We start from the raw sequence: 7,276 nt of genomic DNA on the forward strand, positions 1-7,276 counted from the left end.
AATCATCGGCGTGTTCAGAGTCATCCGAGAATCCGCCCGTCACCACCCTGGGCTGTTTACTGCCGTGGTCGTGTTCTCGGTGTTGTTGCCAGCCATAGAACTGCTTCTGCCGTTAATTGCAGGCGCTTCTGTGGATGGCAACACTCGCGCGATTGGCCTGCTGGTGGCTGTCGCTTGTGCGCGTTTCGTGGCGCAAGCTCTGCGCCGTTTCCTCTCTGGGACTTTTAGTGTGCGCACCCAACACAGTCTGCGCATCCGGATGTTTGAGGCAATCCAGTCCGTGGATGCCCAAGCGGCGCGCTCTTTCGGCACGGGGCAGGTCATTTCGCGCACGATTTCGGATCTCACGAAGGTGCAGGGCACTCTAGCGATGCTGCCGCTGATGGCGGCGAGCATGCTCGAGCTGGTGCTGATTTTCGCCGTCGTGCTGTGGATTTCCCCGCCAATTGCTGGCATTGTGGCGGTGCAGATCCCGCTCCTTTTCGCCGTCGCTTATGCCTCACGCACGCGCCTGTATGGGCCTTCTCTGGCATCCCAGCGACAAGCTGCGGTTATTGCGGAGCAGGTTGATCGCACTGTGTCGGGTGTGCAGGTAGTGAAGAGTTTCGCCCAGGAGCCACGTGAGGTCGCGCGCTATAGGTGGGAATCTGCACGGCAGTACGGCATTAATATGCGGGTGGGCAGGCTCAGCGCTATTTTCCAGCCTGCGCTGTCTGCTCTGCCGAACGTCGCTTTGGTAGCTGCAATCGGACTCGGTGGTTGGCTGGCCATGCGCGGAGCAATCAGCGTAGGCGATTTTCTCGCGGTATCAACTTTCATCACGATGCTTGCACGACTCGCTCGCATGGCGGCGGGGATGCTCGTGAACGTTCACGTCACCCAACCGTGTGCCGATCGTATCTTTGAAATTATTGACGCCCCGCCGCGTCCCATCGGCACGACTGCCATTCGGGAACCAATGGGGTTTGTGGGCAGTGTTCCCGTCACCGCCGGGCAGCCCCCGATACACCTGAATATTTCACCGTCCAGCACCGTTATCGTGGAGGGGCCTGTGGCCTCAGGAAAGACCCGTCTGGCACACGCTTTGGCGGGTTTGAGTACTGCCGATGCGGGGAATATTGAGGTCACAGTCTCCGGGAGGACAGGTTCAGTTCCGCTGCTGGATGTGCAGGAATCCGATCGCCCCGCGCTAATCATGGACGAGGCATTCCTCTATTCGGGAACGATCCGAGAGAATATTCTGCTCGGCTACTCAGCCACGGATGAGGAGGTCTGGGATGCAGCTCGCCTAGCCTGTGCCGATGCTTTCATCCGCGAGGCCGGTGGTCTGGATACCGTCGTCGGAGAACGGGGAATCACACTATCCGGCGGGCAAAGACAGCGCATCGCCATCGCCCGCGCGCTACTTCGCGAACCTCATTCCATCATCTTTGATGATGCCACCTCGGCCATAGACCAGGCCACCGAGGCGCAGATTTTGGCTAATCTGCGCGCCAGCATTTTCCGGCCTACCGTGATCTACATCAGCCACCGAGCCGATGGTGGTTTCCGGAATCCGGAACAGATCATCACCCTGCCCACTGCACAGCCAGATCAGACTGTGCAGCCCGTCGAGGCTGTGTCGACGACTGCTTCTACGGCGAACGTGGCTTTTTCTTCACCCGAGGCAGATGCGGATCCCTCCTCCTACACAGTGGACACCCCACGTATTGCTGAGATCCAGGACGAGGCTGGGAGATTCCGGCTGCGCACTCTGTTTGCGATGGTGCCAGGGCTCGTCGCTGCAGTGGTTGTCACATTGCTGCTGTCCTCGGCAGCTGACATCGCGCTCCCTTCTTTTATTCGCCACGCCATCGATCACGGTGTCGCGAACAATGACATGAATTCCCTGCTGCTCACCTGCCTGTGTGCATTGGCGGTGGTTGCACTGTCATGGGTAGCCAGCATTGCCAATACTTTGCTCACCACTCTCACGGGCGAAAGGCTGATCTTCGCCCTGCGCAACCGACTTTTCCGCCACATCACTGGGATGGATCTTCTGTGGTTCCACCGCCAGTCCAGTGGCAGGATCATGACGCGCCTCACGACCGATATCGACTCCCTTTCGAATTTCCTACAATCAGGTCTCTCCCAAACGATCGTGTCGGCAACGTTGGCGTTGGGCATCATCGGCATGCTGATTTCTACCGATCTGACCCTGGCCGGAATCGTCGCGCTTTTCCTTCCTGTCATTGTGGTGGCAACAATCATCTTCCGGATGATCTCCCGTCGCTTGTATACCCGAGCCAGAAGCCAGATCAGTCAGGTGAACGCGACATTCCAGGAGACCCTTATGGGCCTTCCCACCGGCCAGGCCTTCAGCTACGGGACGGCCCTTCAAAGCCGTCTCGAGGCAGAATCCCGTAAGTACCTTCGACTGCGTACCCAGTCACAGACCGCTGTGAGTTTGTATTTCCCTGGCATCAACCTTCTCACCCAACTCGCCCAAGCCGCGGTTCTCAGCGCAGGAACCTCACTGATCGCTAGCGAGCAGACCACAGAAGGCGCCCTGGTGGCGTTCAGCCTCTACCTGACGATGCTCTTTGGACCAATTCAGCAGCTCTCCCAGGTATTCGACCAATTCCAACAGGCAAGCGTCAGCGTCTCGCGCATCCGCGAACTTCTCAGCGAACGCCCAGCCCTTACCGTTTCCGCGGACGCAAAAGATCCGGCGTTTGTGAAAGGGCCAGCAATTCAGTGTGAGGGCGTCGTATATAAGTACGGCGAGGGCGAGCCCACCCTAGACATCACCCACACCTTCCGCGGCACCACGGCTGTGGTCGGTGCGACGGGTGCGGGGAAAACTACGCTGCTGCGGCTCATCAATAGGTTCATGGATCCGACGGAGGGGACGATCCGCGCGGATAATACGGACATTCGGGACTTCAACGTGCGTGGATGGCGGAGCTGCATTGGCACCGTGCCACAGGAACCACAGCTCTTCGAGGGCACAGTGGCCGAAAACATCGCCTACGGCGACAAGAATGGCGACAAAAATGATGACTGCGATCCTGCACTACGCAAAGAAAGAGCACGGACCGCTGTCGAACGCATTGGTGGAGAGAAGATCCTGCAAACGATCCCCGGTGGGCTCGACGCTGCCATTTCACCCGGCACCAATACCCTTTCGGCAGGACAAAAACATATGATCGCGCTTGCTCGGGCGGAGTACATCAGGCCGCCGATTATGCTGCTCGACGAAGCGACGGCAAACATCAATGACGACGAGGAAGCCCAGATTGTCGAATCGATCAACCGCGTTACCCGCGACCGCACCGCACTTATCGTCGCGCACCGCCTCCGCACCGCAGCAAGGGCCGACACCATCGTGGTGATGGATCAGGGCCGCATTGTCGAAATTGGAGAGCATAACAAGCTACTACAAAAAGGCGGAGCATATGCCGATTTGTGGAATGCCGCGCCAAGGCCGACAACCGGTTTGTAGTAGGGTGGAACGACGAGACTTAAAGCCATAAAGGAAAGAGGCGAGGACCTGCTGTGAGCAGTGCAAATTTCGGTCAAAACGAATGGCTGGTCGATTTGATGTACCAGCAGTATAAGGAAGACCCAAAGTCTGTCGACGCTGAATGGCGCGATTACTTTGAAAATAATTCCTCCCCCGTAAACGCGCCGGGCAACACCCAGGCTACGGCGGGCAACGGAGCACAGAAGACCACGGGCAGCCAGGGCGCTACCAAGAACACCGTCACCCCCACTCGGGATACGACGGCCGGTGGCAAGCAGCCGAAGGGATCTGCGTCCCAGAACCAGGACAGCAACGTCAAGCCAACCCCGAAGCGCACTGCACCGCCGGCTCCGAAGCAGCCGGTGGAAGCTCCAGAGCCGGGCAAGACCACCATTAAGGGTGCCGCCAAGGCCGTAGTTAAGAACATGGACATCTCCCTGGAGATTCCGACCGCGACGTCCGTTCGCGATATGCCGGCGAAGCTGATGTTCGAAAACCGCGCCATGGTCAACGAGACCCTGCGAGCCCGCGGCAGCGGCAAGATCAGCTTCACTCACATCATCGGTTATGCCCTGGTACAGGCCGTAAAGGCTCACCCGGACATGAACAACTCCTACGAGCTGGTCGACGGCAAGCCGACCCTCGTCACTCCGGAGCACATCAACCTCGGCCTCGCAATCGACATGGTTGGCAAGAACGGCCAGCGCTCCCTGGTGGTCGCCGCCATCAAGGAAGCCGAGAACATGACCTTCGGCGAATTTGTCGAAAAGTACGAAGACGTCGTTCACCGTGGCCGCGAAGGCAAGCTGACGATGGATGACTTCACTGGTGTGACCATCTCCCTGACCAACCCCGGTGGCATCGGCACCCGCCACTCCGTGCCGCGCCTCACCAAGGGACAGGGCGCCATCATCGGCGTAGGCTCCATGGACTACCCCGCCGAGTTCGCCGGCGCCTCCGAGGATCGCCTGGGCGAAATGGGCATCGGCAAGCTGGTGACCATCACCTCGACCTACGACCACCGCATCATCCAGGGTGCAGAGTCCGGCGAGTTCCTGCGCACCATGAGCCGTCTGCTGATCAACGACGAGTTCTGGGATGAGATCTTCCACGCCATGCGCGTGCCTTACGCTCCCACTCGTTGGAGCCAGGACCTGCCAAACATCGGCGTAGACAAGTCCACCCGCGTGATGCAGCTGATCGAGGCCTACCGCTCCCGCGGTCACCTGATCGCAGACATCAACCCGCTGCAGTGGACCCAGCCGGGACTGCCGATTCCGGACCACTCCGACCTGAACATCGAATCCCACGGCCTGACCCTGTGGGACTTCGACCGCACCTTCCACGTCGGTGGCTTCGCCGGTCGCGAGACTATGACCCTACGTGAGGTGCTCTCCACCCTGCGCAAGGCCTACACACTGAAGGTCGGCACGGAGTACACCCACATTCTCGACGCCGAAGAGCGCAACTGGCTGCAGGATCGTATCGAGGCTGGCCAGGCCGAGTTCACCCCAGCACAGCAGAAGTACATTCTGCAGAAGCTGAACTCCGCCGAGGCGTTCGAGAACTTCCTGCAAACCAAGTACGTCGGCCAGAAGCGCTTCTCCCTGGAGGGCGCCGAGACCCTGATCCCGATGATGGATGCCGCTATCGACCGTGCTGCAGACGCAGCCCTGGACGAGGTCGTCATCGGCATGCCGCACCGTGGTCGCCTGAATGTTCTGGCCAACATCGTGGGCAAGCCTTATGCCCAGATCTTCACCGAGTTCGAGGGCAACATCGACCCAGCTGCTGCCGGCGGTTCCGGCGATGTGAAGTACCACCTGGGTCAGCAGGGCCACTACCACCAGATGTTCGGCGACAACGACATCGACGTCTACCTGGCAGCTAACCCCTCCCACCTGGAAGCCGTTAACCCGGTCATGGAGGGCATCGCCCGCGCTAAGCAGGATCAACTGCACGAGAAGCACACCGTCATGCCGCTGCTGCTGCACGGCGACGCCGCTTTTACCGGCCTGGGCATCGTGCAGGAAACCATCAACCTAGCTCGCCTCGAAGCCTACGAGGTTGGCGGTACCGTTCACATTGTGGTGAACAACCAAATCGGCTTTACCACCACTCCGGACGCTGGCCGTTCCACCCACTACGCCACGGACCTGGCCAAGGGCTTCGACTGCCCGGTCTTCCACGTCAATGGCGACGACCCTGAGGCTGTCGTTTGGGTTGCACAGCTGGCCGTTGATTACCGCAACCGCTTCGGCAAGGACGTCTTTATCGATCTGGTGACCTACCGCCGTCGCGGCCACAACGAGGCTGATGATCCTTCGATGACCCAGCCGCTGATGTACAAGCTGATCGGTGAGACCAAGTCTTCCCGCGATCAGTACACCGAAACCCTGCTGGGGCGCGGCGACCTGACCGAAGAGGACATCGAGCGCGTACAGCGCGACTTCCACGATCAGCTAGAGACCGTATTCACTCAGGTACGCGAAGCTGAGAAGGGCACCAAGCCGAAGGAACAGGGTGGCATCACTGGTTCCCAGGATCTTCCGCATGGCCTAGATACCTCCGTGGATCGCGAGCTCATTGAGCACATCGGAGACCTATTTGCAGACGTGCCGGATCACATCACCCCGCACCCGCGTGTGAAGCCGGTGATCAAGCGTCGCAAGGAAATGTCCCGTAACGGCAACATCGACTGGGGCTTCGCCGAACTGCTGGCTTTCGGCTCCCTGGTTGACGGCGGCAAGCTGGTGCGTCTGGTCGGTGAGGATACCCTTCGCGGTACCTTCACCCAGCGCCACGCCATCCTGTTCGATCACACCGACCACGACCGTTACAGCCCGCTGGAAGAGCTGGCTCGCGAGTCCGGCAAGGGCGGTGGCTTCGAAGCCTACAACTCCGCCCTGACCGAGTACGCGGGCATGGGCTTTGAGTACGGCTACTCCGTCGGCAACCCGGATGCTCTGGTGGCTTGGGAGGCACAGTTCGGCGACTTCGCCAACGGCGCCCAGACCATTCTCGATGAGTACGTTTCCTCCGGTGAGGCTAAGTGGGGCCAGATTTCCTCCCTGGTTCTGCTGCTGCCGCACGGCTACGAGGGTCAGGGCCCGGACCACTCCTCCGCCCGTATCGAGCGTTTCCTGCAGATGTCCGCAGAGGGCTCCTGGACCATTGCTCAGCCTTCCACCCCGGCCAACTACTTCCACCTGCTGCGTCGCCACGCACTGGGCTCTCTGAAGCGTCCGCTGGTTGTCTTCAGCCCGAAGTCGATGCTGCGCAACAAGATGGCAGTCTCCGCCGTGGAGGACTTCACTGAGGTTAAGAAGTTCCAGTCCGTCATCGACGACCCGAACCAGAATGGAAAGAACGAAAATATCAAGACCGTTCTGATGTGCTCGGGCAAGATCTACTGGGATCTGGAGAAGAAGCGCCAGGCTGATGGTCGCGACGATGTCGCCATCGTCCGTGTGGAGATGCTGCACCCGATTCCGTTCAATCGCATCAAGGATGCGCTGGCCAATTACCCGAACGCCGAGGTGCGTTGGGTACAGGATGAGCCGGCCAACCAGGGTCCGTGGCCGTTCCTGGCTCTGCAGCTGCCGGAGCACATCCCGGGTCTGCAGATGAAGCGCGTTTCCCGCCGTGCACAGTCCTCCACCGCTACCGGTGTTGCGAAGGTGCACCAGCTGGAGCAGAAGCAGCTGCTGGACGAGGCTTTCAAGTAAGCTCTCTTCCGCACTTCCGCGCTAGCTAGAAAAACCCGCCACA

General features: G+C 59.8%; 2 protein-coding genes. Both read left to right on the top strand.

Translation table 11 applies throughout. The annotated features are described in order from the left end of the window. The first annotated feature begins 10 nt into the window (after positions 1-10). Positions 11-3,484, top strand: a complete 3,474-nt coding sequence (locus ACWXWJ_RS04635; RefSeq protein ID WP_473963692.1) for an ABC transporter ATP-binding protein — start codon at positions 11-13, stop codon at positions 3,482-3,484. A gap of 53 nt (positions 3,485-3,537) precedes the next feature. Further along, the gene (locus ACWXWJ_RS04640; RefSeq protein ID WP_448307483.1) at positions 3,538-7,233 is read left to right on the top strand and encodes a multifunctional oxoglutarate decarboxylase/oxoglutarate dehydrogenase thiamine pyrophosphate-binding subunit/dihydrolipoyllysine-residue succinyltransferase subunit; all 3,696 of its coding nucleotides are present in this window, start codon (positions 3,538-3,540) and stop codon (positions 7,231-7,233) included. Positions 7,234-7,276: the final 43 nt, after the last annotated feature.

It is taken from the genome of Corynebacterium sp. p3-SID1761, assembly GCF_055862885.1.